The sequence below is a fragment of the Acinetobacter sp. yr461 genome (assembly GCF_900110445.1).
Lineage (GTDB): Bacteria > Pseudomonadota > Gammaproteobacteria > Pseudomonadales > Moraxellaceae > Acinetobacter > Acinetobacter calcoaceticus.
In genome coordinates this window covers 745269-770736 of sequence record NZ_FODU01000001.1, presented here as the reverse complement: position 1 = coordinate 770736, position 25468 = coordinate 745269, and the positions used below count along the sequence as shown (strand labels likewise).

The 25468-nt window shown below is 35.0% G+C and carries 20 protein-coding genes; 16 read left to right on the top strand and 4 right to left on the bottom strand.

Translation table 11 applies throughout. The annotated features are described in order from the left end of the window. Positions 1 to 182 precede the first annotated feature (182 nt). From BMW38_RS03730 to BMW38_RS03695, 8 genes are all read left to right on the top strand, one after another. On the top strand, positions 183 to 902 hold the full coding sequence (locus BMW38_RS03730) for a response regulator transcription factor (RefSeq protein WP_092705872.1): 720 nt from the start codon (positions 183 to 185) through the stop codon (positions 900 to 902). An 86-nt stretch (positions 903 to 988) separates the two neighbouring features. Then, positions 989 to 2449 (top strand): indoleacetamide hydrolase, encoded by a 1461-nt coding sequence (iaaH, locus tag BMW38_RS03725; protein ID WP_092705871.1) that lies wholly within the window; start codon positions 989 to 991, stop codon positions 2447 to 2449. 697 nt (positions 2450 to 3146) lie between these two features. After that, a complete protein-coding gene (locus tag BMW38_RS03720) occupies positions 3147 to 4208 on the top strand; it encodes an HlyD family secretion protein (RefSeq protein ID WP_092705870.1) in 1062 nt (353 codons plus the stop codon). 25 nt (positions 4209 to 4233) lie between these two features. Then, entirely contained in the window at positions 4234 to 5781 is a 1548-nt protein-coding gene (locus BMW38_RS03715; RefSeq protein ID WP_092705869.1) for a DHA2 family efflux MFS transporter permease subunit, read from the top strand. Between the two features lie 187 nt (positions 5782 to 5968). Further along, positions 5969 to 6757, top strand: a complete 789-nt coding sequence (locus BMW38_RS03710) for a hypothetical protein (RefSeq protein WP_170834031.1) — start codon at positions 5969 to 5971, stop codon at positions 6755 to 6757. Beyond that, positions 6754 to 8340: a GH3 family domain-containing protein gene (locus tag BMW38_RS03705; RefSeq protein WP_092705867.1), complete on the top strand. Its 1587-nt coding sequence runs from the start codon at positions 6754 to 6756 to the stop codon at positions 8338 to 8340. The genes BMW38_RS03710 and BMW38_RS03705 overlap by 4 nt, the downstream gene beginning before the upstream one ends. Next, complete coding sequence (locus BMW38_RS03700; protein ID WP_213031093.1) at positions 8337 to 9665, top strand: TolC family protein; 1329 nt, start codon at positions 8337 to 8339, stop codon at positions 9663 to 9665. Before BMW38_RS03705 ends, BMW38_RS03700 begins: the two co-directional genes overlap by 4 nt. After that, positions 9662 to 10819 (top strand): hypothetical protein, encoded by a 1158-nt coding sequence (locus BMW38_RS03695; protein ID WP_092705866.1) that lies wholly within the window; start codon positions 9662 to 9664, stop codon positions 10817 to 10819. Before BMW38_RS03700 ends, BMW38_RS03695 begins: the two co-directional genes overlap by 4 nt. A gap of 200 nt (positions 10820 to 11019) precedes the next feature. Here BMW38_RS03695 and BMW38_RS03690 read toward each other — a convergent pair whose 3' ends face one another. After that, the gene (locus tag BMW38_RS03690) at positions 11020 to 11460 is read right to left on the bottom strand and encodes an HD domain-containing protein (protein ID WP_092705865.1); all 441 of its coding nucleotides are present in this window, start codon (positions 11458 to 11460) and stop codon (positions 11020 to 11022) included. A 167-nt stretch (positions 11461 to 11627) separates the two neighbouring features. Further along, positions 11628 to 12104: a hypothetical protein gene (locus BMW38_RS03685; protein ID WP_092705864.1), complete on the bottom strand. Its 477-nt coding sequence runs from the start codon at positions 12102 to 12104 to the stop codon at positions 11628 to 11630. Positions 12105 to 13453: 1349 nt separating this feature from the next. Between BMW38_RS03685 and BMW38_RS03680 the strand changes: the two genes are divergently transcribed. The 6 genes from BMW38_RS03680 to BMW38_RS03655 all read left to right on the top strand — a co-directional run bounded on the left by BMW38_RS03680 (position 13454) and on the right by BMW38_RS03655 (position 20801). Next, a complete protein-coding gene (locus BMW38_RS03680; protein WP_213031092.1) occupies positions 13454 to 14008 on the top strand; it encodes a TetR/AcrR family transcriptional regulator in 555 nt (184 codons plus the stop codon). Between the two features lie 170 nt (positions 14009 to 14178). Continuing rightward, on the top strand, positions 14179 to 14766 hold the full coding sequence (locus BMW38_RS03675) for a hypothetical protein (protein WP_092705862.1): 588 nt from the start codon (positions 14179 to 14181) through the stop codon (positions 14764 to 14766). Positions 14767 to 14787: 21 nt separating this feature from the next. Next, positions 14788 to 15330, top strand: coding sequence for a GNAT family N-acetyltransferase (locus tag BMW38_RS03670; RefSeq protein WP_092705861.1), 543 nt, complete (start codon positions 14788 to 14790; stop codon positions 15328 to 15330). A 425-nt stretch (positions 15331 to 15755) separates the two neighbouring features. Continuing rightward, entirely contained in the window at positions 15756 to 18107 is a 2352-nt protein-coding gene (locus BMW38_RS03665; RefSeq protein WP_092705860.1) for a toll/interleukin-1 receptor domain-containing protein, read from the top strand. 22 nt (positions 18108 to 18129) lie between these two features. Beyond that, positions 18130 to 19149: a lipase/acyltransferase domain-containing protein gene (locus BMW38_RS03660; RefSeq protein WP_092705859.1), complete on the top strand. Its 1020-nt coding sequence runs from the start codon at positions 18130 to 18132 to the stop codon at positions 19147 to 19149. Next, positions 19149 to 20801, top strand: coding sequence for a serine protease (locus tag BMW38_RS03655; RefSeq protein ID WP_092705858.1), 1653 nt, complete (start codon positions 19149 to 19151; stop codon positions 20799 to 20801). The genes BMW38_RS03660 and BMW38_RS03655 overlap by 1 nt, the downstream gene beginning before the upstream one ends. 7 nt (positions 20802 to 20808) lie before the next feature. Here BMW38_RS03655 and BMW38_RS03650 read toward each other — a convergent pair whose 3' ends face one another. Together BMW38_RS03650 and BMW38_RS03645 are read right to left on the bottom strand one after the other, a co-directional pair. Next, positions 20809 to 21684 carry an alpha/beta hydrolase family protein gene (locus tag BMW38_RS03650; RefSeq protein ID WP_092705857.1) on the bottom strand — a complete coding sequence of 292 codons (876 nt, stop codon included), beginning with the start codon at positions 21682 to 21684 and terminating at the stop codon, positions 20809 to 20811. 185 nt (positions 21685 to 21869) lie between these two features. Further along, a complete protein-coding gene (locus BMW38_RS03645; RefSeq protein WP_092705856.1) occupies positions 21870 to 22901 on the bottom strand; it encodes an AraC family transcriptional regulator ligand-binding domain-containing protein in 1032 nt (343 codons plus the stop codon). Between the two features lie 249 nt (positions 22902 to 23150). Between BMW38_RS03645 and BMW38_RS03640 the strand changes: the two genes are divergently transcribed. Both BMW38_RS03640 and BMW38_RS03635 read left to right on the top strand, forming a co-directional pair. Beyond that, on the top strand, positions 23151 to 24167 hold the full coding sequence (locus tag BMW38_RS03640) for a lipase family alpha/beta hydrolase (RefSeq protein WP_092705855.1): 1017 nt from the start codon (positions 23151 to 23153) through the stop codon (positions 24165 to 24167). A gap of 78 nt (positions 24168 to 24245) precedes the next feature. Then, positions 24246 to 25253 carry a lipase secretion chaperone gene (locus tag BMW38_RS03635; protein ID WP_092705854.1) on the top strand — a complete coding sequence of 336 codons (1008 nt, stop codon included), beginning with the start codon at positions 24246 to 24248 and terminating at the stop codon, positions 25251 to 25253. Positions 25254 to 25468: the final 215 nt, after the last annotated feature.

Below are 25468 nucleotides of genomic sequence, written 5' to 3'. Positions count from 1 at the left end.
ATGACTCCAAGACATGTAATGCCTAGAGGACTATTTACATGAAAATTAAAACATCTCATACCTACCAAATCAAAAAATAGATATGTTATAGAAAAAGATGGGATTGGTAATAAGAATAAGCTCAAAAGCAGCGCTTAACCGATCTTCTTAAAATTCGATAGATTTCGTTAAATAGGTAGACGATGACCGCACTTTTAGAAAAGGATTTCAGCCCGTCTGAGTTTACATTGTTTTCTGAAATATTATGGAAACTTGGCTCAGGAAAAGGGCAATATAATTTACGTGAAAATATCATTGCAGATATTGCCATCTTGTTGCGGGCTGATTTTGCCGCATCTTATATTTGGGATTCAACACATAATTTATCGAAAGAAGGCGTGATATGGAAAATCGACCCAAAAGCCATGGAGGACTATGAGTGTGTTTGGCAATTTGCTGACCCAATTACCACACAACTTCGTAAACTCCAGAAACCGACATTTGTAAATGAAGTTATGCCTCTTGAAGACCTAAAAAAAACAGCCTATTACAACGAGTTTTTACGAGCTTATGGTTTGTACCACGGCATAAATGTTTATTTTGTCCGGAATGGCATGGATATTGGTGATTTACGCATTTGGCGTGCACACGATGCTGAAATGTTTGGTGAACGTGAAAAAAGAATATTAAATTTGCTTGAACCTTATTTTACTCAAGCCTTACCAGCAGATTTATCAACACAATATGGTCTGACTCCACGTGAACAAGAAGTGGTTCATTTGGTCTCTAAAGGCTTAAGTGACAAAGATGTGGCAAATTTACTTGGCATTAGCTTTACCACTTTAAGAACTCATCTGAACAATTCTATGAGAAAAATCGGCTGTAATAATCGCACTGAAATGGCTTTATTGATTCAGCATTAAAACAATCCTCAATTTTGAGGATACGAATGAATGAGCAATTTGTACTAAGTTCTTAAGATCACAACTTAAATGGATTTTAAGTCATCATGTCAAATGCAGTTGAAAAAAATAATTGGATTGAAACACTCGATTTAGCAAATGCTTCAGTAGATGTCATCACTCAATTGATCCGTGACAGAAAAGTGTCTTGCGAAGAACTTGTTCATTATTACTTCGCCACTATTGAAAAACAGCAATCTTTAAATGCATTTATTAGTACGGATAAAACCTCAGCAATTCAACAAGCTCAATATTGGGATAAATACCTGCTTAGTGGAAAACCATGTCCCGCTTTGATGGGCATTTTAATTGCGGTTAAAGATAATATTCATGTTGAAGGTTTCTCAAATAGTGCAGGTACACCAGCTTTAGCCCAGTTTAAACCTCAAAGCTCCGCATCGATTATTCAAAAGCTCATTGATCACGGCGCGATCATTGTTGGTAAAACCAATATGCACGAATTGGCCTTTGGGGTAACAGGTTATAATACTGCCATGCATGTTGAAGGTGTTGTGGGTACACGAAATGCGGTAAACCCATTACACATTGCTGGCGGGTCCTCTTCAGGTAGTGCGGTGGCTGTCGCCGCGGGAATGGTTCCGATTGCGATTGGAACAGATACTGGTGCTTCTATTCGATTGCCAAGTGCCTTAAATGGTTGTGTTGGATTTCGCCCAACGGTAGGAAGATATTCACAAGACAGTATTACCCCAATTTCACATACGCGGGATACCGCTGGCCCTATGGCACATATAGTATCTGACATTATCTTAATTGATCAGCTGATTACTCAAGAGCAAAGAAAAAAGCCATTACTCCCAAATCAAATTAGACTCGGTATCAATCCATATTTTTGGAATCATTTAGATGAAGACGTTCATCAACAAGCTCATATTGCACTTGAACTTTTAAAAGATGCAGGAATCGAAATTATTCCTGTCGATATGCCGAATTTGGAACAACTCAATCACGCTATTTCATTTCCCGTGGTCATCTACGAAGGCAAATATGAGCTTATTCAATATTTAAAACATCATCATATAGACCTGACCTTAGAGTCGGTGATCGATCAGATCTCAAGTCCAGATGTAAAGGCACTTTTTAAACAGAATATCCTTCCCCAATTAATTCAAGATCATACGGGTCAACTTGTTTCTGTTTTACCTTTGTATGAAAAAGCCATCAGTGAAGCTCGTCCCCAATTGCTTGAACTCTATCAAAACACATTTAAAGCGCATAACTTACATGCTTTATTGTTCCCCACATCATCCATTGTTGCACCACTAGCAAGCGAGCAAGTCAGTTCAATTGAAAATTTCCAGACACTGATTCGAAATACAGATCCAGGAAGTAATATCGGATTACCAGGGCTTAGTTTACCCATTGGAAAGGGGGCGAAATCACAACTACCAATTGGGTTGGAGATTGATGGTTTACCTCATCAGGATAGTGAAATACTTGCGATTGGAGTGACTTTAGAAGAAATTTTTAGGGATTTAAATAAGTAAAAAAATAAACTGATAATTCTGTATTTTCTAAATAAAAAAGAGTTAAAAGTAACTCTTTTTTAAGATTAATTTTATTTGTTAATAATGCTTGATTTCTTAAGGGTAAGTTGGATTTGGTCTGGAATTTTTCATGTTATTCCACTTAATATAGTTAATCATAAATTTATTAAAATACATCTTTAATAAGTTTTTTTTTAACTATTTTGATAAATAAAAACATTTATATTTTATGTTTCTATAAATATTATAAAACTTATCAATAACTCTTTTTAAAATTACATATTAGCTTAATTAATTCTACATAAGTACTACAAATTGAAGGCTGATTTTTAATATTGGTACAATGAATTTTCCTGTCAATTAATCACTTTGATAAGAAAAATAACTACATTAAGTTATTGATTAAAATTAATAAATTAAATTTTTAGATAATGGGTTATAAATGGAAATTTCAAAAAATATAAAATTACATAATTTTTAAACATATTTTTTATAGCATGCAATCTATTGGCGTAAATAGAAAAAATATATGTCAAAACGGTCAATGATATTTAATCGATTTAAGAATCATAATTTGCACCAAATTTTACGCTGTCACGATTCATTGAATAAACCAAGTGAAAAGTTACGTAAAAAAGACGCTAATAGTTTATTGGTGTAAATAAAAAATCGAATATTACAAATAAACGGAATGAATATGGATAACGTAGCTCAGCTAGAAACTGATACTAATTTCCAAAGTCGAAAAAAGATAACTTGGGGTGTTTTTAGTGTCCTTCTGTTATTTTTAGTCGCGGGCATTATATATTATTTTTTTGTATACCGATTTTATCAATCTACTGATAATGCTTATGTACAAGCTGATGTCACTTGGGTGATGCCAAAGATTTCAGGCGAAGTGATGGAGTTATTAATTAACGATAATCAGTTTGTAAAGAAAGGGGAAACTTTAGCTGTACTAGACCATCGTGATTACCAAGCTCGTTATGATCAGGCTAGCTCTGTCGTGAGCTTAAAAGAAGCAGCGCTAGGCGTACAACAACAAAATGAAAAGTCTGCCAAGTCATCAATTATTGAAGCAAATAGTGGCGTTGTTGCGGCACAAGCAGACTTATCTCGCTTAAGAAAAGATTTTGAACGTTATCAAGATTTATTAAAAGATGGAGTAATTACCCGTCAAAACTTTGAAGGGGTTCAATCTCAATATTTAACGGCTCAGGCGCAGCTCAGCAAGGCACAAGCCGCCGTAAATGCAGCAGAAGCTCAGTTGGGTAGTTTACAGGCCAGTAGAGCGCAACTTTTGGCAGATATTCAAAGTGCCAATGCAAACTTAAATCTTTATCAAATTGATTTGGCTTCATCAAAAGTGGTGAGCCCAGTCGCAGGGAAAATAGGAAGCCTTGCGATCCAGAAAGGTTCGCGTGTTTCTCCGCAAACCCGCTTAATGGCGATCATTCCTGAAAATAGTTTGTATGTACAAGCGAACTTCAAAGAAACTCAAATTGAAAAAATGCATATTGGTCAGAAAGTTAAATTAAAACTTGATGCTTACCCAAGCTTGACTTACAGCGGAACAATTGAAAGCTTTTCTCCAGCTTCAGGCGCAACTTTCTCACTCATGCCACCAGACAATGCCACAGGCAACTTTAACAAGGTTGTACAACGTATTCCTGTACGCATTGCCATAGATTCAAGTCCGCATATTGATCTTATAAAACCTGGAATGTCGGTTAGCGCTACGGTTGACCTAAGAACTTAATAATAAAATTTTTAGGTAATAAGAAATGAATAATCATATTGACGCTGAGTGGAAGTTTCCCGCAAAGACGGCTTGGGCAATTTTTGCTGCCATGATTTTTGGCAACTTTATGGCGATTCTTGATATTCAGATTGTGGCGAGTTCTTTAAACGAAGTTCAAGCCGGTATGAGTGCAAGCCGCTATGAAGTGACTTGGGTGCAAACGGTTTACTTAATTGCCGAGATTATTGCGATTCCAATGTCGAGTATTGTCTCGCGGGTGCTTTCAACACGGGTCTATTACACGATCTGTGCAATTGGCTTCACCATCAGTTCTTTACTTTGTGCGTTGGCATGGAACTTAGAGAGTTTACTGGTTTTCCGTGGCATTCAAGGCTTTATGGGCGGCGGGATGATCCCAACCTCTATGACGGCATTGTACTTACTTTTCCCAGAAGCAAAACGTTCATTGCCCTTAGTTATGTTTGGAATGATCAGTACTCTAGGTCCAGCCATCGGCCCAACCATTGGCGGCTGGTTAACCAATAACTTCTCATGGCACTGGATGTTCCTGATTAATATCATTCCGGGCATTATCATCGCTACGGTGATCTATTCGGGGCCAAATATCGACCGTGCGAATCATTCACTCATCAAAAGCATGGACTGGCTCAGCCTGATTGGTATGGCGATGTTTTTGGGTGGGCTTGAATATTTCCTTGATGAAGGCGCACGTCATGACTGGCTTGCCGACACAGGCGTTCGTATCGCTTTTATGGTCTGTGTTGTGGGCGGCATGATCTTCTTCTCTAGAAGCTTTACTCAGCCTAAGCCATTGCTCGATTTATCAGTATTTAAGAATAAAAACTTTACCTTAAGTGCCATCACGACTTTTGTGATTGGGATGGCGCTCTATGGCTTGGGTTACATGATTCCCGTGTTTCTGGGGCAAGTCCGTGAAATGAATAGTAGCCAAATTGGTCACGTCATGATGGTGACAGGCATTGTCATGTTCTGCTTTGCGCCGTTTCTTGCGTGGCTCATTCCCAATTTTGATACCCGCAAAACTGTGTTTATTGGAATGATTCTGGCTGGTTTTGGTGTTTGGCTTAATTCTCACCTCAGCATTCACAGCGATTATGACTTTATGTTCTGGCCGCAAATTTACCGTGGTATTGGCCTCATGATCTGCCTGATTGTGGTTTCGCATTTAGCCATGAGCACTTTGCCACTGAGTAAAGTTGCCGATGCCAGCGGTATTTATAACCTGATGCGCAATATTGGCGGAGCGGTTGGGCTGGCACTGATTAATTCCTCATTAGACTGGCTTACTGCGCTTCATGTCACCCAGATTAATCAATCTATGACCCCGCAGAATTGGATCTTTACAGAAAGACTCGATCAGCTCACGGCACAATATCAAGAGGTCGGCTCAAATGCACAGCAAATCGCGCTTAGTGTGATCTATCGTGACATTCATTTTCAAGCACTTACATCTAGTTTTAATGATTTATTACGCATGCTCGCAATTATCATGTTTGTGACAGCCTTTTTAACCATCTTTATGGATCGGGGGAAGAAAATGAATATGTAGCGATTTAGAAATAAAGGGCAGCTTTCAAAGAATGAAAAACAATAGGGCATATCAAAACATATCCCTTCATAGAAAAAGAACATTGATAGAGTTTTCTAATATCGGTAGATGAGATTGGGGAACTCGCAAATTAGAGGTGGAAGGTTAAAGGATTATGATTAATACAACGTATAAATTGATTTCAAAATTGAACCTGAAAAACACGACGTATGGTCAATATTTTGAAAAAGAGCAAATCGATACTGACCGATTAAAAGTGATGTATTCCATTTACGAACAGTATTATGAAAATACGAGATTTTCTATTTTCGTAGATGATTTTAAAAACAAAAGTGGTGCGATCTTAATTTTTGACTCGGAAACAGATGAGATTGTGGGGTTCTCGACTGTTGTTGTGCAGCACTTTTACTTAAACGGTAAAGACTACACCGTGTTATTTAGTGGTGATACGGTCATTTTGAAGAAGTTTTGGGGCACGCGTAGTCTGCAAAGTACCATGCTCAAACTCATGATCAAGCTTCGAATCAAATATCCATTTAACGAACTCTATTGGCTGCTCATTTCAAAAGGCTACAAAACCTATCTCTTACTCGCCAATAACTACTATGTGTACTACCCCAACATTAAAGATGAAAACCAGCATCTCTCGGAAGTGGTCGAGCACTACTGTGAGAAATTCTTTGGGGAATATTATGATAAAGATGCGGGCCTCTTAAATTTTGGAGATGACTATCAACCATTAAAAGGTGAAGTCGCACCGATTACTGCCGAAATGAGACAAAAGAACCCAAATATTCATTTCTTTGAGCAAATGAATCCAACATGGAGTGCGGGTACAGAATTACCGTGTATTGGTCGATTAGGCTGGAAAGATCTTGCGCGTTTCCCAGTAAAGCTCATCACCAAACCAACGAGTAAGGGAAAATTTGAAGCCTGTGTAACACATAAAACAAAACGTAGAGAGGCCATCCAATGAAACCTATTGAATGGCTGACCACGGGTTCACATCTTATTTTAAAAAAATGGTGTGATGCATCCGATCGTAATTTCCAAAAACGGTTTAATGCGTTAGAAGCAACACAACGCCAAATCCTGCATTCGATTTTACAGACCTCTACGTTTGCTAAAGACAAAAAAGTTCAAAACTATGAGCAGTTTGTAAAATCATTTTCTGCGACACGTTATGGCGCATGGCGAGAAGACATTCAACGTTACCGTGAACAGAAACTTTCACTGTCTAGCAGTAAGTTGGTTCGTTTTCAGCCGACCAGTGGCTCGAGTGAACAGATCAAGTTTATTCCCTATACCAAGCTGTTTTTAGATGAGCTTGATCATGCGATTGCGCCGTGGATGGCGAGTTTATACCGCAAATGTCCACAGCTCAGTTCGGGTACACATTATTGGTCAGTGTCATGGTTACCTGAAAGCCAGCGTGAAGTTTTAAAAGATAAAAACCTAAATGATGATAGTGCGCTACTGGGCGTAGGTAAGCGAATTTTATCTAAGTTTACCCAAGCCGTTCCAAGTAATGTTGCTTTTGCAGCCAATGCCGACGATGCACTCTTTGCCACCATTTGCTATTTGGTGGCAAACCGTAACTTAGCCATGATTTCTGTATGGAGCCCAACCTTTGCATTGCAATTGCTTGAGCGTTTAGAGTCGATGCAACAGGAAGTCATAGAGGTTTTAGAGACTGGTTTATGGGGACATCGCCAAAGCTCATTAAGAGAAGTAAATCCACCGCATAGTGCTGAAAGTGCTCAAGCCTTAATTGATAGTTCAAACGGCGAACAGATTGACTTTAAACAGCTATGGCCAAAGTTAAGCCTAGTGTCGAGCTGGGATACCGCGGGTTCAAAAGCTTGGGCTGAAAAATTAAAAGAGAAGTTACCCAGTGTTCAGTTTGAAGGAAAAGGTCTGTGGGCGACGGAAGGTGTAGTCACTATTCCTTATAACGACCAATACCCACTGGCGTATCAAAGTCACTTCTATGAGTTTGAATATTTGGAAGGTGACAAACAAGGTCAGATCATTCCGTCGTGGGAATTGAAACAAGGCGATGTGGTGAGCCCGCTCATTACATCGGGCAATGGTTTGCTTCGTTACTGTATGGATGATTGCTTACGGGTAACAGGCTTTATAGAACAAATCCCTTGTTTTGAGTTCCAAGGCCGCCGTTTTGGTGTAGATCTGGTCGGTGAAAAACTCGCACCTGAAACCGCCCAACAGTTGTTGTCGCAGTTAAATGAAACGGAATCTAAAGCGATTTCTTTACTAGCGATTGATACCGAGCAACACGTTAAGCCGTTTTATTGTGTGCTGTTTGAAGGCGAAATTCATCACAGTATTAACAATGAATATATCGACAGTATTTTGCGTCAAAACTTCCATTACGAACTTGCTCGAAACTTAGGACAGCTCGACCAGCCTCAGATTCGTCAGGCCAATAATGGTTGGAATGCTTACAAGAAACTGGTCATGTTTGATGGCATTATCGAAGGTAATATCAAGCCTGAACCACTCAAAAAAGTCACCCTCAATAGTTTGGAACAACTATGAAAGGGATGAAGCAATTTAATACTCGGTTTTTAACACTGCGACACACCTTGTATCTTGGCGTGTTGGTTGTGTCGAATACACATGCCATGACTTTAGACGAGGCTTTGTCAGCCAGCTTAAGACATGAAAGTCAGCTTGAAGTCAGCCGTTTAAGCGTGAATCAGTCAACCGCTATGCTTGAACAGGCCAAACAGCGTGATGGCCTCAAAGTCAATTTGGTGGGGCAACTTGACTATGAAAGAATAGATACGCCTTCACAAGTCCTGTTTCCAACAGAAGGAAACCGTAAAGGACGAAGTTTGCAATTGCAGGCAGATTATCCGATCTATACCTCTGGGCGACACCGCTTAGGGATTGATATTGCTGAAAGTCAGCTTTCTGCACAAAACCAAGGTTTGTCAGATCAAAGATCGGAAACTATCTTAAATACCGTCATGGTCTATACCGATGTATTAAAGAAGAAAGCTATTTTAGAACTCAGACAAAAGACTATGGCGAATCTGCAACGGTCTTTATATGAGTCGAAGCGCCGTTTTGATGTAGGCATGATTACCCGTGCGGACTTGGCTCAGGTTTTGGCACAAGTCGCACAAGGTCAAGCCGATATTACACAGGCTCAATCTAACCTGACCGTAAGCGAAGCACAGTTTTACCAAGTAACGGGTGTAACGCCTGACAACCTTATTGCCATTAAAAAACTACCTACTATTCCCACTAACTTAGATGAAATTTTGGCTCAAACCAAAAACCATCCAGCTTTAATGCGTAGCAAATACGAAAAACAGGCCGCCGAGAAACAATATGCTTTAACCAAACGTGAACTTTGGCCAACGGTCATGCTCACCAGCCGTGCCGGAAAGCAAGATGAAGCAAGCTATATTGGCTCTGAAAGTAATAACTATATGGTTGGGGTACAGCTCAATGTACCGCTCTATGACGATGGATTAAATCGGGCCAATGTTAAAAAAGCGCAGGCCGATATAGATTTGGCTAACCAAAAAACTCGAAGTCTTGAACTGGACTTGAATAAGCGTACCCGTACCAGCTATGCGCAGCTTCAAACCATTCGACAAAATAAAGAAGCACTGGCAAATGCCATAGAGGCAGCGTCTATTGCCTTTGTTTACACACGTAAAGAGTTTGATGTGGGTACTAAAACGACATTTGATTTGCTCAATACCGAGCAGAAGTTACTCGATGTACAAACCCAAAAAACAGTGAATGACCAAGACGAAGTCGTGTTTGTCTATCAGCTACTCGACCAAATGGGGCGTTTAAATAGTTTGGTGCCCGTACAAACTGCACAACAGGTGAATAATGAATGAAAACAAATACACCACTTGCTGACAATACCCTCATTACCCGAGAAGCCACTTTGGCAGATGATCAGGCGCTAAGAGACTTAATCGCCGTACCCATGACCACCAAAGGCATACAAATCAGCTTTCAGCGTGAACCAAGTTATTTTCAAGCGTCTGACATTGTGTATCGACATAAATTACATGTCGTGATTGAAGACACAGAGAGTCAGAAGCATGTCGCTTGTTATAGCAATGGTTACCGTCCATGTTATGTCGATCGGAACGTTCAAAACTTACGATACGCTGGTGATTTGCGGGTAGACCACAACTATCGGGGGAAATCACTGGTTAAGGTTTTAGCAAAGCATGTAAAACAGACCATGCATGAACCGAATTATAGCCAAATGATTATTTTTGATGACAACCATGCAGCACGAGCAGCCATACAAACGGGCAAAACGGGAATGCCCGATTATTATGATGAAGGACTCATCGAGACATTAAGCCTGACCGACACAGGCACAAAAAGAAAAATCACGGCTTTCTTAAAGCAAGCTAATCAGAGTGATCTTCAAGATATACATACATGTGTAGCTGAAGCTCATCATGTAGAAGCCATGAATCAGTTTATTAGCGACATGGCGGAGTTTTATAATTTTATTCCAGCCTATAACTTTGAAGAACTCGCCCAAGGGCATCAATATTTTTCGGGGATAAAACTCTCAGACTTTTCACTTTATTTTAAGGATGAAAAACTGGTTGGGATGTTTGGCTTGTGGGATCAACATAGTATTAAGCAAACTAAAATTTTGCATTACAGTTCAGTCATTGGAATTTTTAGGCCCGTTTATAACTTATTGACTCCGCTGACCAAAGGCATGCGTTTGCCTAAACTCGGTAACTCTATTAAGTACCACGTGCTACACACCTTAATGTGTCATCCACAAGATCTAGCGTTGCATCATAAAATGCTCGAAGACGCCTATAACAAGTCAAAACAGCAGGGCGTTGGTGTGGTGAGCTTTACGCTTTCACATAAAGACCCGCGCTATCAGTTAAACCAGTTTTATAAAGGTGAGCGTTTAACAGGCATGCATGGTTTTATTAGCTATGAAGGCGACCCAAGACCAAGTTTTGATGGAAACCTGATTCCATATTTAGAGGTTGGGCGTATTTAACCTTGAGATAGGTTCGCCGTAGATCATAAATGAGCAAAAATTTGCTCAATTCTTAGGAAAGTTAAATAGGATTGAGCAAATATATGTGCAAAATGGTTGATTTTAGCTAAAGCAAGAGTCCTTTTTTAGGGTGATTTTGATTACGTTACAAAATCAAATTGATCATCTTATATTTTATAAACCTAGCTAATTCGACCTTTTCATTCCAACCTATCTTGGGCCGTTGAAACAATTAACATGGTTTGAAGGTAATAATCTACACGTGAGTGATTATTGTCCTTATGTGAGTTATGCGCATTAAAGGCTGCATCATGAAGTTTTACGACTCGAGCGATCGGATTCGAACTACAACGAATTAAATATTCTTCGCGTGTTTCAGTTTCCCGTTTAGTTAATGCATCAACGGCATCACGGACTTCTTTTCCGAATAAACTTTCGATTTTGTCTAGCGTAAGAGGTGTGTCTTCAACGCTATCGTGTAGAAGGGCTGTAATAATATAGACTTCTGAAAATCGATGCTTAATTAATGAATTGACCACACCTTTAATATGGTAATCAAAGTAATCATGAGGACCATACTTTTGACCTTGATGCGATTCTTTTGACAATTTCTCTGCTAATTCAACTTCATTTTGAGTCATTTTTTGCTCTTATCACTTTAAGTATATGACGCGGCCTAATTTGTGAGTTTGGTCGCTTAAACACAATTTTATACTGAATACTCAAATGAGGCATATATAAAAAGCAGCCTCGAAATGAGACTGCTCATTTTTAAGTGAACGATGAATCGGCGTATTCTTCATAAGCTTTAAATATTTGATAAAGTGAATGAGCTATTACCTCCTGTTAGAGCTACGTTCGTACCATTGATTAATAGAACAGGTTTATTTCCACCAATATTGGTTACGGCTAAGCTACCAAACCACCAATTGTTATGTCCAACATAGTGACCTTGAGCGAGATATACGGGAATGGAAGCCGACGAAGTTTGCAAATTAACGCCAAAGTAGAAGTTAAGCTTGCTAGGAGTGTCGCCACTACTTTGACTATCAGCAAACATATGACTACCTTTTTGTAATAGTTCAACATAACTATCAGCAACCTGCGAAGAGCCGCTACGGTCACAGTCTAAAGTGATAGTCCAAACATTTCCTTTTTTAGTAATGGAGGGTGGCGGTTCACAGGTTTCGCCGTCTGTATATACAACAGAACCATCAATATATGTGATATTGGTTAATAGCCCAGTATCATCAGTAATAACAACAGTGTTTGATGAAGTTGACATGATTAAATCCTCTTAAATTATGTTTTATCCAATCGCTTTATTTTATTGTTTATAAAAGTAATCGCGTTGGATGCTTTGTCTGGTATTTTAAATACCATTGGTTATAAAGCGTTTAAAGTATGATTTATTTATATATCTTAGACTTATATTTTCTCTTTATTAAAATATCATTTGAGTTGAATTATTAATAATATATTTATTAAAAATTAAATCGTTTTTGATACAAATTATATTTTACTGGCATTTTTACACTATATTGTTTTTAGATGTGGAAATATTTTTATTTTTTAAAGAGAAAGATAACTCATAATTGAAATGTGATTAATAGTGTTAATTAAAGCACTTAATTAAAAATAGACATATTGCTATATTTTTATATAGGTTGTTGTAATTATTAATATAAATATTATATTTTAGTTTAATTAAATTTAAAAATAATATTATTAAGTTATATTAACTTTTTAATTAATGGATAAGTTTGTTTAAGCTTTGATGGTTTGTCTTTATAATAAATATTAATTACTGAAAATAATAGGTATTTTATATAAAGTAATTATTTTGGTGGAAATATTTATAAATATTAGTGCCATAATAATAAAAATATTTAATATCTTAAAATTTTATCAATTATGTCATGAAGAGATCAGAGTTGATTATTGATTGCTCAAAGAGAGCAGATTGTTTTTTACTTGCTTCCATAGATTTATAAAAAAGAGTTGTTTAATACTTGAGCCAAATGAAACCTTAAGTTCTAGTGATTTTGAACTTTAACTTAATGATATAAAAGTAGATGGTAAATATTACTTAAGAATTTCCTTAATTATCTAATTGAATGAAAAATAATAACTATTTAAATATTTTCTAGCCAATTTCACATTGACACTTCAAATATTGAAGATTACCATTTGCGGGCTGGCCTACATTGCCAGTCGGTTGTCGCAGACCGTTCTTCAAGAGCATTAAAAGATTCTTCTTTTAGTGTGTATACCCTCGTGCCCCCTCTATGGCGGAACGGAGGGGGACACCTTCGGGTGTGCTGGGTCTTGAAGCCAGTCTGCGAACCCCTTTCGTTCTGCCACCATAATTCTAATGTCTTGGCAGAACTCCATATATAAGGAGTTGGCTTTGCACATCCATTATTTCTTGGCAACCATTGCCAAAAGCTATAACGACACAGCTTAAAACATTTCACGCAGCTTGATCGCCGTAAGGCTTTTCAGGCTTTAGCTTGTTATTACTTAAAACTTAGACAATTAAACTTGAGATGTGCCAAGCATAGTCTTTATGGCTTTGCTATGCCTTTTTTATCTCATTTATATACAACAATAATTTTTTATAACGGTAAAAATATGCCACATTCAGATCTTCCATTTCGTGCTTTAAGCGTGCTTCATACCTCTCGCTATCTTTTTAATAAACACGGCTTTCATAATGTAGGGGTAGACCGAATTATTGAGTCGGCGAACATCCCTAAAGCCACCTTTTATAACTACTTCCACTCAAAAGAAAGACTGATTGAAATGAGTCTAACCTTTCAAAAAGATGGCCTTAAACACGAGGTCATTTCAATTATCCATGTTCAAAAAGAATTAACGCTAATTGAAAAGCTCCGAAAGATTTACTTCTTACATGCCGACTTAGAGGGGCTTTACCATTTGCCCTTTAAAGCGATTTTTGAGATTGCTAAAACACATCCCAAGGCTTATCAGACCGTAATTGACTATCGGAATTGGCTGATTAATGAAATTTATAATTTGCTTTTAAAAAGCAATGAAAATGCTTCAAAACAAGATGCGCACATGTTTTTGTTTGTGATTGATGGGGCAATGGTTCAGCTTTTAGACCCAAATAAACCAGATGAACGGAAGAGATTACTTGAGTATTTTTTATTACAGTTGTTGTGACATTTGGGAGAGTAATTGAGAGACACATGCCGTCTTAAACCGCTATAAAATTCTGCTTGGTGATTTTATAATACACAGCAATAACGAGAGTTTAAGCGCCGTACTAATAAGTAAGATTCAATAGGTACAGCGGTTTTATTAAACAATAAACTTAGAAAATTGAGTATTGGATGCCAAATCAATTTGAAACACATACTTCAGATACGGGAACTACTATTCATTTAAAAATGAACGGTGAGCTTTTAGAAAATTTAATAGCTTTGGACTGTATAGCGATAATTTTGTTTGACATTCTATTTTTTTATGGTGTTTATGAAGTGTATGTAGAAAATGATGGTGTCCTAACACTTATTTTAATATTCCTAGTATTACCATTTATTTTCTACTTACATTATGAATATAGAAGAAATAAACGATGGGCTAAAAATGCAGAAGAAATATTTTTTATTTCTAAAAACAATCTTCGCATTTCCAAAGAATGCCTTGGGGAAAAATTGTTAACAAAGGATATTAATACTCAAAAGATTATTGAAATTGTATACAGACCTTGGGGTGGAAACTCAAATCCACCGTTTTTGCCAGATTGCAGCCAAGGTACTGTTCATTTAATTGGTTATGATGATGGTTGTTCATTTGGTATTAATCTTAACAAAGAACAAGCAGAGGTATTCATTACCGAATTGCGTTCATTAATTATGCAATACCAAGAACCTAGACACTTTATTTTTGCACCACATATGCATTTAGCAAAAGATTGAGTTGAACTAATTGAGAAAAATATGAAAGATATTGAAATTTTAGAGATAAATGAAATTGGTAACTATGAACAAGGCTTATCGCTATTGTTAGAAGATTCTATAAATAGCGGAGCTTCAATAGGCTTCTTAGCTCCTATAGAAAAGAACGAGGTCTTAAATTATTGGCGTGAGGTCAACCATAAATTAGCACATGGTAATAGCCGTCTATGGGTTGCCATTCATGAAGGAAAGATTGTCGGTAGTGTTCAATTGTCCTTGGTAAGTAAAAAGAACGGAGTTCACAGAGCCGAAGTTGAAAAACTCATGGTTTTGACAACAGCAAGAAAACAAGGAATAGCAACATTACTACTGAATGAACTAGAAAAGTTTTCAAGAGAAAAAGGCTTGCGCTTACTTGTCTTAGATACACGTGAAGGCGATGTGTCCGAACTTTTATATAGCAAAATTGGATTTGTCCGTGTGGGTGTCATCCCAAGTTTCGCATTAAGCTCAAATGGGAACTATGATGGAACGGTGATTTATTATAAAAGCTTGTTTGAGGGCGGATTTTGGAAAAAAGCATAGTTTGGTTCTCAAGAATCTCTCTATACTTATATTTATATAAGTTAGATTTAATTTTATACAATAATTAGATAGAAAAAGTTAGGTAACCATTCATATCAGTTTTGCTGAATAATAATTTGTTAGTTAATTTAAAAAATAAATTTTACTATTTAGATTGTATTAATCTTTGAGATAATTTTAATTAAAATTATCTCAAAGACAATGTTTTAATTATTGAAATTTGGTGAGAAATATAATTTTAAATTTTTATAATACAATTAGATGTTTTGATTTAATTTATACCAGATGTTTAAAGTTGCTTCATTTTATTAATGGTATTATATTTATAAAATAGTATTTTTAAATTGATAGGTAAATATAAGAATTACTAAGTTATCTAAAATAAGTTTAAAATCGATAATAGTTAGTACAGGAGTGCTACAATTATGGAAAAGGGGAAAAGTAAAATTGATATGCTTGGGTATGATTTTTTTATTTCATTTACCCTTGGCCCATATCCTAGAGGAACACAAAGCTATGCCTCAGACTTAGCAAGAAAATTAAGAGAAAAAAATTTTACTGTATTCTATAGTGAAGAAGAGGCCCCTCCTGGTGCAAATTTAAGTAATGTTTTATTAAAAGCATTGAGAAAATCGAAAGTACTTTTAGTTATAGTAAATGAAGGAGCTTTATTACAATCTACTTGGGTAAAAAAGGAAGTGGAATATTTTCATTCACAAAATCCTAAAAGGCTGATAGTTCCTATTAATATAGGAAATACACTAGAAAAATATGGTGATGTTATTGAAGCTGATAATTGGTTAAATTATAAAAATAATATTTGGATTGTAGAGGATGAATTAGCAGTTGAAATAGGTATTGCTAATAAAATTGTAATAGATAGAATAGCAGTATCTTATCATTTTTTGAAAAAGAAAAATCAATTAATAATTATATTAACATCTTTTATATCAATACTTATATTGCTATCTGTGTTTTTATGGATAAATATGAGAGAAGCAAAAATTCAAAAAACAACGAGTTTATTAACTTTATATTCTGCATTGCAACAAAATGGGGATTATAAATCAGTGTTAGAAAGTGCTAAAAAAGAAAAAGACATTCCATCAACAACATTAATTAACTCAAAGTTAGGCTTGTATGAGCAAGTCGATACAAATAATATTAATTTTGATGAAAATAGTGGGTTTGATGATATTGATGAAATGTATTATTTTAACTCAGATAAAGGCAAAAAAATAATATATCAGGGGTGGTATGGAGGTATTGGTTTAATAGATATTGGTAATAATGTTTTGAAAAATTTATGTAATACTGGGGATAGATTTTTCAAAATAATTTTTAAAAATAATATTAACTATTATGTCGTTTATGATGATAGTGGTATTAAGATTGCAAATTATAATAATTGTAATTTTAATGCTAGGTATTCTTATGGAAATAATGTTAATAAAAACAGTCATATTTTAGCAGTATCTTTAATTAATAACAATAATTTTATTATTGGTGATAGTGTTGGTAACGTGTTTTTATATAATAATGGATTTAAAAAATTATATACTCTAAAACCAAATGATGAAATTATTTATATATATGTAAGTGATTCGAAAAATAAATATTTAATAATAACTGGAAAGGGTGATGTGAAATTAATAAATAATGAAGGTAGTGTTATAGGAGAAACTAAATTGCAATTGGGGAGGAGTGTTAAAGTTAATATCAATAATAAGTTGTATAATTTTATTAAAGATGAGTGGAAGAATAAAGGTTTTTTTGAATTGATAAATAAAGAAATTGGTAATCAAGATCAATCTTACATTTTTTCCTCCGTATTTTATAATAATAAAAGTTATTTATCCCTGATTAATTTCAATGATACTAATTTGTTGCCTCTAGCAGCTACTCTTGAATTCGAAGGAAAGGAAAAATGTCCATGGATAACTTGGGTTGATTTGGAAGAACTAAAAAAAATAGCATTAGTTCCTAGATGTGGTTTATTAAAAAATGATGAAGAAACAAATGAAGTAAAAATAGAGCTTCCTAAAATACCTACTAATTCTCCTGGATTTGGAGACTATTATACAGCTGCTGCATTCTGTGGTGATAATAATAATTTAATTATGGGTAATTATAGTGGGAGTATAGCATGGTTAAGATACTCAAAAACTTGGAATAATGATCATAATATTGGTATAGAGCATTATGAGCAATCAGATAAAGATAGAGTGACAACAATAGTATGTGATCATAAAAATAAAATATATGCTGGATTTAGAGTTTCAGGAGTAAAAGTTTTTAAAGAAAAATTTAAAATTGAAGAGGAATTGATAGCTGAAAATAATACTTTTAGTGAAGTAGATTATTATGAAGGTTTGAAATATTGGAATGTACAGACCTTTTATGGAAATTCAAAGTTAGGGCTAGATTCTGAAAATGGAGATATTACATTAACACAGAATAACAATCTTATTTGGAAAAAAAGCTTAGTAAGTACAATATCTTATAGAACTGGTGCGAGTGCAGATCGGATTATCATATTAACTATAGATGAGAAAAGAGGGAGAATTTGGATATTAACATCGTTTGGTCGCCTATTGCTACTTGATCTAAATAATGGTTCACAAATTACAAATTTTGTAACTAGTTATAATACTTCTCAAGCTGCATTATCGACTTCAAGCTCTGTATTGAGCATAAATAATGATGGAGGAGTATCTTTTTCTTATAAGATTGGTGAATCACCAAAAACAAAAATTAAGGTAAGTATTTTAAACTGATTTTTATTTCTGGAGAAAAAATATGCATAAAAAATGGAAAGCAGCAGTAGTATTTATTCATGGACTTGCAAAAAAACCTAAACCTGAAAAATTGCAAGAAATATGGTTATGGGGACTAGAACGAAATGACCCTAAACCAGAGATATTTGGAAATATTAATCCAGGAATAAATCTGCAAGATCAAGGTATACCATTATTTTTTACATATTGGGCTGATGTATTTTATGGCACAGACTATGAAACGGATTATAGCGACCAGTATGAAGCTGCAAATGACTTTATAATTAATATACATGATTGTAATAAAGTTATTGGTGAGCTTCAATTACCAGAACCTACAACTCCTCGCGAGGTAAGATTTTTATCGGAGTTACAGCGTAAATTTAATTCTCAAATTTTAATTAAAGAAAATATTAAATTAGATAGTCCGCCTCCAAAAGCATTGAATGCAACTATACCAGGGCAGCTTGAAATAGCTTCATGGTTACCAAAAGAGGTAAAAGAATTTGTTATTCAGAAAGCAGCAATAGAAGCATATTATTATCTTTTTAATAAAGATTATAAACGCTCCGATGGGGTTAGTTTTGAAGTACGTAAAGAAATTCGTAACCGTTTTCTGAGTGATTTAAAACGAGCAAATGAAATTGCCGAAAAAATTGTGATTGTTTCTCATAGTATGGGAACTATGATTGCGTATGATGTCCTTCGTAATGTTGAAGAATGTCCTTTTATTGATAGCTTAATTACACTTGGATCACCTCTAGGAATTAAGGAAATACAGGATGAGCTACGCTCATCTGAAGTAAAAGTGATCGATTTCCCATTAGCTAAATTAATGAATTGGATAAATGTATATGACCCATTAGATCCAATTTGTGGTCTAGATCCTAAGTTAGCTAATGAATATTTATCAGACAATAAACTTAAAATAAAAGATATTAAAGAATCAAATTGGGGCAGTTGGAGACATACAGCAACACATTATCTAGCTGGAGTTCAGTTCCGTAGAGCTTTAGCTGAAAGCTTAGGAGTAAAATTATAATGAACGAAGAAAAACTAACAAGACTTACGTCAGAACTACTAGAGGGAGGAGTACCAGATTGCTTACCCGATGATTTTTCAAATATCATTCAGTATATAAATCATCTATTAGGTACTTCAAACAGCCCTCCTGTCGAGAAAATTAGAAAAGCATTAATAGCTTTGAATAATCATAGACTATTCAAAGTAGCAAAAGAGTTAGCTTATAGTTGGCGTTCAAAATTTGGATTAGATTTACTTGTTGAAAAAAATTATATAACCGCTTTAATAGAATTAGGTGATTTAGATGAAGCTGAACAATCCCTCGTAAAAGTTATACCTTTTGCAGCCTCCTTAAATACCCAACAAGCAAAAATAGAATTAGGAGAATATCAGGGACAACAGGCAAGAATAGCTAAGCAGAGATATGTTTTATTTGATGATATTGACTCATTGGATAAGGCAATTAAATTGTATGCACTAAGATATCGTAACAATTCTAGGCCATATTATCATGGTATTAATATCGTAGCTTTAGTTGCTATTCAGGAGCGCCTCGATATAGATCTGGAAATTGCTGATGACCTGAGATTACCGAAATTAGCAGAAGATATACTTAATGATGTGCTGAATAGAGTAATGAAAGGTGATGACAGCCAATGGCTCTTTGCAACTGCTTCCGAAGCATATTTAGCTCTTAATCAATGTGATTTAGCTGAGCTGTGGTTATATCGTTTTTTACAGCATACATTAACTAGACCTTTTCATATTGAAAGTTACTCTCGCCAATTAAGAGAAATTTGGCATGCTAATGCATTACGTAACACAAGTTGTGCAGATAAACTAAGTCGTATAATTGATCAATATGTCATGAGAACTCAAAAGAGATGGTCCATTTCAACTGAAATGTTAAAAACAGTGCATGTTGACCCAAATTCTTTAGAAAAAAATTTTTCTGGAGAACGGACATTTACAGTAAATATGATAAGAAAAATGTTAGAGAAATGTGCAAGTATAGGGTGTGTAACTGACAAGTCTGGACATAGAGTCGGTACTGGTTTTCTTGTTAGTGCTGAGAGTCTCAATTTAGGTAGCAATCAAGAGCTAGTTTTTGTAACCAACTCTCATGTAATTAGTGACAGTATTGCTGGAGCAGTTTCCCCATCTGATGCTTGGGTAACATTTGAACTCGAGTGTGTTGTAAAAGGACATCCGATATCGCATAAAGTTCTTTCGTCAGTTCTTTTTACTTCACCTCCTGGTAATTTGGGAGTTACTTCTGGTGAAATGTTAGACGTTACTGTAGTTAAATTAAAAACTTGGCCCAAAGGAGGTTTACCGCTTCCTGTTAATGGTAATTTGCCTATTCCATCACCTAGAACGAAAGTATTTATAGTTGGTCATCCATCTGGTGACGCACTTCAATTATCTTTACATGATACTGAATTATTGGATATTTGCGATGAAGAACGATTATTACATTATCGCACCCCAACAGAACCTGGTAGCTCGGGAAGTCCTGTTTTTAACATGAATTGGGAGGTTGTTGCATTACACCATGCAGGTTCATCTATTATGCCTCAACTACATGGGAAGGGAGAGTATGAAGCAAACGAAGGAATCAGTATTCATTCAATAAAAGAAACAATAAAAAAATTATCTAAAAATGGGTAGGAGGTAGCTAAAGATTGAAAAGCTTTAACAGAAATAGCTCGCTTCTATTTTTCCATATGTTAGCAGGCACCGGATGTTTGGCATTTTGTATAAGTTCTAAGGTGTTTGGAATACCTTTGCTATCGAGTAATTGATGTAGCTGAATACTTTGTTTTGGGTCAACAATTGGGTCTTTGGTGCTAACTAATATAAGAGTAGGAGGATATTGAGATGAGATTGGTAGCGATGATCTAGCTGCGGATGCATTTTCAATATTTTTTTCAGAAGCAATGGTTTGGTTTATTTCTTTCATTACATTTGACGGTAGTGTTCTAGTATTAGAACTCCACTGAGCATACATACCTTTAAAATTATAAAAGCCCGATACCAAAATCAAAGCATTTATCTTGCCTGAGTTAGCTACGACATTCGCTATAGACGCACCACAACTAATTCCAACCACTGCAACTTTGTTTGGATCAACATCCGGCTGCGATCGAGCAAAATTAATGGCTTGTATAAGATTATTTTGTGAAGCTTTACCACAAAAATCTGATTTTCCAGAGGACTCACCATATCCACTCATAGATACAGCAAAACTAAAAAAGTTCTTTTTAGTATATTCATTTAACAAACCAGAGCGTACAAAAGCTTTAGCACCTTGTTTATCTTTCTGAATGCCATGTAAAAAGATAATTGCTGGATACTTTTTATTAGCTAAGAGGTCTGGTTCTTTCCAATAAATTTCAGTTGTTTGATTGTTTACTGTTAAAAGTTGATGCTGTGCTTGCTTGGTATAAATATAAGGAAGAATAGATACACGAAAAAAAGCATAGAAGCCAATAACTAAAATCAAAGGAAGGATGTAGCACAGGGCTATATTATTTTTCTTCTTATGAAGCATATAGAACTCTATTGTAGTTATTTATGATTGCGAGTGATTCTCTATCTATTGAAATTTAAAATCAATATATAAATTTATGAATTGTTTTTGCTAAATTAGATGCGCACTATGGAGAGGGTTTTAGACCTTATATATAGTAGTTGTGCTATAGACTGAAAAGAATTCTAAAAATTTTTGCTTAGAGATTACTCTATTTTTTTTCGTGCTCGGTTAAAAGTAGATGTATTTGAATAACCTAATTTTCTTGCTATTTCTTCTCGGCTTAATACTTGGTTCTTAAAAAATTTAAGTAATTTTTCCTCGCGTACTTCTTTATATAATTTTTGAAAGTTATATCCTTTTTCTTTAAGCATTCTTTGCAAAGTACGTTTAGTTAAATTTAATTTTTTAGCAACTTGCTCAAGGTTCAATAGGCCATTTAAATCATCATATAATGCATTTTTTACACGAAATTGAATTTCCTGAAATTTTGATATTTTATTTAATTCATTTTCACAGATCACTTGTAACTTTTTAGATGTTAATGGGTCAGCCATAATGAGTGGGTTATTAAGAATTTGGCTAGATGTTATGAGGCAGGTGTTTTTTTGATTATAATTTATTTTTTCAAACGTTGAGCTTAAAAGGTCGTGAAAACGTGTGAAATATTGTGGATATTCACATTCTAAATTAATGATAGGTTTAAATGAAGGAAAGAAAATTCGGACTAAAGAAACAAACCCAACTAAAAAAAATGCGAAACAAAACTCATAAGTTGCAACATCTAAAGGGTTATCCCAGTCAAGTGTTCCGTCTTCATAAGTAATTTCATAATAACTTAAATCCTTTTCTACATATAAATTTAAGTTTATAAAAGTACACTGTATTTTTATAAACTTATTGATGGTTTCTAGAGCATCCTTTACATCATTAGATATAACAGCGGTTAATCCTAATAAGCCATGTGAGGTAATTTTTAACTCTTTGGCAGCATAAAATCCAAGACCGAGTTCTTGTGTCAAGGTTGTGCAATTTCTAATAATGGTTTTAAAGTCAGAAATATTAACCTTATAATCCAAATCATTTAATCGATCTAAATCAACACTTGTATTCAAGAAAATCTCATCTGGATTAATATTCCACTTTTGCACAAATTGTGAAAGTAAATGAACATATGAACCTAAAATAAAGTGCTCGGTACTATGTCTAGGAATACTCATTTTTTGCAGAAAATCCATTTTTAGCCTGTATTTGATGAAAAAATAAGACATTACTATCAATTTGAAAACATACATTCATCCGATTTTTAGCCATTTCCCAATTTTTTGTCGCCTAATGTGCTGTTTTGGCACGTAATGTTTGGGCAGTTCTATATTAAATAATTAAAAAGCTCAGTATATTTTTTTTAACTCTTAAGTATAAGGAAATTGAATATTTAAGAGTGTAGGGACATCAATTTAAAAAAAATGAAAAGCTTGGAGCTTAGGATGAAAAAGAAATATAGGAATGCTGTAATTCTTACATTCAGTTTAGTTATTAATAGTGGAGCTGTGGTAAATGCAGCTTTTAGCGACTCAAGTACTAGCAAGTCTTCTTGGCTAAATTGTAACGTAAATTCATGTACAGAAGGCGGTAGTACTTCCGTAAAATCAAGTTATGCAAAAACGAAGTATCCTATTGTATTGGCTCATGGAATGGCAGGTTTTTCTGCGGTTGGCCCTTTACAATACTGGAATGGTATTACTGAAGATTTGGTGGCTAATGGAGCTAATGTTTATGTGGCTCAACAAGCTTCTTTTAACTCTTCTGAAGTGCGTGGTGAGCAATTACTTCTACAAGTTAAACAAATTTTAGCAATTACAGGTGCAGAAAAAGTTAACTTAATTGGCCATAGCCATGGTAGTCAATCTGTTCGTTATGTTGCTGGGTTAATGCCTAATAAGATTGCTTCAGCAACCTCTGTAGGCGGACCTAACAAAGGTTCGCCTGTTGCCGATATTGTTTATAACTTAACCAAATCACCTGTAGGCCCAATATTAGAACCAGCACTTGGTACAGCAGTTAACGTCTTTTTTTCTCTAGTAGGTGTTGGTTCAGGCCATTATTACGATCAAAATAGTGTTGCTGGCTTAAACTCTTTAACTACAGCTGGAGCAGCCGATTTCAATAAACGCTTTTCTGCTGGTGTGCCTGTTACTCAGTGTGGCTCAGGCGATGAACTTGTTAAGGGTGTTCGTTACTATTCTTGGGGTGGAACGAGTCCTGCAACTAACATATTAGATCCCTTTGATTCTGGATTATTGGCTTTATCTCTACTTATACCTAGCGAAAGTGATGGCTTGGTATCTAGATGTTCAAATCATCTTGGTACGGTGATTCGTGACAACTACGCATTTAATCATCTTGATGAAGTTAATCAGACGCTTGGTTTGGTTGGTTTTCTACAGAATCCTGTCACCCCGTATCGTTTACAAGCCAACCGCCTTAAAAATTTAGGACTATAGTTTAAGTGTTAAAGGAGCTTACGGCTCCTTTAATAAAAATTATTTCTTAATTAAAAGTAAAAATGAGAGATAGCTACCTTGAAGAATAAAGTATTATTTATAGTTCTTATTATTATATTTTTGGGTTTAATATACTGGTTTTTTAAACCTGATCATCAAAATTTAACAAGTTCAAGTAGTGATAAATCAGACTCTTATACTGAATCTAAATATAGCCAAGAAAGTATTAGTCCAAATAAAGGTACACCTCAACTTTCAGCTTCACTACAGGGCACAGAAATTGATTGTCCAATTCAAGTTGATAAACAAGGAAAATTAATTTTAACAGTTGGAATACGAAGTTGTTTTGATTACTTTTTTTCAAGTTTAGGTGAAAAAAGTGAAAATGAGCTTGTATCTAATATTCGTCAATATTTAACCGCAAACTTGTCAGCTGAGGCTGCTAAATATGCAATATACTTATTAGATCAATACGTGGCTTATAATCATGCTTTAAAAAATCTAACACCAGAAAGCAATTTTACAGCCAATGATTTTAATGCGTATCAACGGTTAGTAAATCAGATAAATAGTTTTCAGCAAAAGTTTTTCAAGCCTGAAGAGATAAATGCTTTGTTTGGTAATGAAAGAAATCTAAATCAATTTAACATCGAGCAGATGCGAGTTTACGCAGACAAGTCTTTAAGTACGGAACAAAAAGCGAGCCAAATATCGCAATTAATTGAGAAACTTCCAGAAAGTTTAGGGTCAGGAGTAAAAACTGCCATGCAATTTCAAGAATTGCAGCAACTTACTCAAGAAATTAAGGGAAAAGGTGGAACATCTGAAGATATTAAAAATATGCGTGAAAATTTGTTAGGGACAGAAGCTGCAAAACGTTTGGAGAAAGTTGATCAAGAAGAAGCTGTATGGGGTCAACAAGTAAATAGTTATTTAAATGAGAGAGATCAGATTTTAAAAACTGGCATGAGCAATGAAACTAAGCAACAGTCCGTTGAGGAGTTGAGAAAAAGATACTTCGGTACAAACGAAGAGCAATTAAGAGCGCAAGCTTACGAAACAATGCACGACCAAAGTAACAATTAAATGTAGCAGCTACAAATGGCTTGTTTGAAGATGGATTTGGGAAACTATAGGTGAGATTTGCTTTTATTAAACTAGATGTTTAACAATTTAGGACTCTTATGGGCATTTTGAAAAAATTTATTTTGCTAAGCTTTGTATTTCTTCTATGCTTTTTTATATGGCTTGGTTATTTAGTTTTTATTGTTGTTTGCGACAAATAACTCAATATAAATTTA

Excerpts from the sequence above, each read along its gene's own strand:
- BMW38_RS03670 (WP_092705861.1), top strand. The coding sequence starts at position 14,788 with ATGAAAGATATTGAAATTTTAGAGATAAATGAAATTGGTAACTATGAA.
- BMW38_RS03650 (WP_092705857.1), bottom strand. The coding sequence starts at position 21,684 with ATGCTTCATAAGAAGAAAAATAATATAGCCCTGTGCTACATCCTTCCT.
- BMW38_RS03655 (WP_092705858.1), top strand. The coding sequence starts at position 19,149 with ATGAACGAAGAAAAACTAACAAGACTTACGTCAGAACTACTAGAGGGA.
- BMW38_RS03700 (WP_213031093.1), top strand. The coding sequence starts at position 8,337 with ATGAAAGGGATGAAGCAATTTAATACTCGGTTTTTAACACTGCGACAC.
- BMW38_RS03645 (WP_092705856.1), bottom strand. The coding sequence starts at position 22,901 with ATGGATTTTCTGCAAAAAATGAGTATTCCTAGACATAGTACCGAGCAC.
- BMW38_RS03680 (WP_213031092.1), top strand. The coding sequence starts at position 13,454 with ATGCCACATTCAGATCTTCCATTTCGTGCTTTAAGCGTGCTTCATACC.
- BMW38_RS03720 (WP_092705870.1), top strand. The coding sequence starts at position 3,147 with ATGGATAACGTAGCTCAGCTAGAAACTGATACTAATTTCCAAAGTCGA.
- BMW38_RS03675 (WP_092705862.1), top strand. The coding sequence starts at position 14,179 with ATGCCAAATCAATTTGAAACACATACTTCAGATACGGGAACTACTATT.
- BMW38_RS03695 (WP_092705866.1), top strand. The coding sequence starts at position 9,662 with ATGAAAACAAATACACCACTTGCTGACAATACCCTCATTACCCGAGAA.
- BMW38_RS03730 (WP_092705872.1), top strand. The coding sequence starts at position 183 with ATGACCGCACTTTTAGAAAAGGATTTCAGCCCGTCTGAGTTTACATTG.
- BMW38_RS03685 (WP_092705864.1), bottom strand. The coding sequence starts at position 12,104 with ATGTCAACTTCATCAAACACTGTTGTTATTACTGATGATACTGGGCTA.
- BMW38_RS03705 (WP_092705867.1), top strand. The coding sequence starts at position 6,754 with ATGAAACCTATTGAATGGCTGACCACGGGTTCACATCTTATTTTAAAA.
- iaaH (WP_092705871.1), top strand. The coding sequence starts at position 989 with ATGTCAAATGCAGTTGAAAAAAATAATTGGATTGAAACACTCGATTTA.
- BMW38_RS03690 (WP_092705865.1), bottom strand. The coding sequence starts at position 11,460 with ATGACTCAAAATGAAGTTGAATTAGCAGAGAAATTGTCAAAAGAATCG.
- BMW38_RS03715 (WP_092705869.1), top strand. The coding sequence starts at position 4,234 with ATGAATAATCATATTGACGCTGAGTGGAAGTTTCCCGCAAAGACGGCT.
- BMW38_RS03640 (WP_092705855.1), top strand. The coding sequence starts at position 23,151 with ATGAAAAAGAAATATAGGAATGCTGTAATTCTTACATTCAGTTTAGTT.
- BMW38_RS03665 (WP_092705860.1), top strand. The coding sequence starts at position 15,756 with ATGGAAAAGGGGAAAAGTAAAATTGATATGCTTGGGTATGATTTTTTT.
- BMW38_RS03660 (WP_092705859.1), top strand. The coding sequence starts at position 18,130 with ATGCATAAAAAATGGAAAGCAGCAGTAGTATTTATTCATGGACTTGCA.